This window comes from Polaromonas sp. P1_G2 (assembly GCF_056405515.1).
Map to the genome: position 1 here is coordinate 1 of NZ_JBFUBY010000873.1, position 527 is coordinate 527.

A 527-nucleotide genomic window follows, 5' to 3' on the forward strand; every position below is an offset into this window, starting at 1 on the left:
GGTGTTGGTGCCGTCGCTGGCGGTTTGAACGTCGGTCGTCATTTTGCCGGCRSTGTTGTAGTTGGCGATRTCCCGGCTGCCGTCGGTGCCATCTATTTCGCGGTAGGCGTAGGTGCCGTCGGTATGGAGGCGCTCGATCAGCGTAATGTTGCCTGCGGCATTTCTGACCTGGTGGGTCGAGGTGTAGCTCTGGCCAGTGATGTGGTAGGCATAGTTTTCGATCGAGCCGTCGSTATGAWARACGRCCTTGCTCATGATCACGCCGTTYGTCAGGCCATAWTCRGTGYGAAGAGTCAGGCTGCCTGCGGCATTGAATTCCTGCGTCTTGGTCCAGGTGGCATCACCATAGGTGACGGAGAAATCGTAACCGCCGGAAATCTTGCCGAGCAGGCTGCCATAGTGCGCGATCAGGTAATTCATCGTTTCCAGTGAGGAAACGGCGAGGGTGTGGGTGTCGGARAGCGTGAYYGAYTGCAGGCCGGAYGCGGYYTTCAGGTCGGCCATCTGCGCRACGAAWTGCKCCGATG

General features: G+C 58.3%; 1 protein-coding gene. It reads right to left on the minus strand.

The genetic code is table 11. The features are described from left to right. Positions 1–420, minus strand: a 420-nt coding sequence (locus AC1D0P_RS28085) for a hypothetical protein (RefSeq protein ID WP_477679729.1), incomplete at its 3' end; no start/stop codon positions are given. Positions 421–527 lie beyond the last annotated feature (107 nt).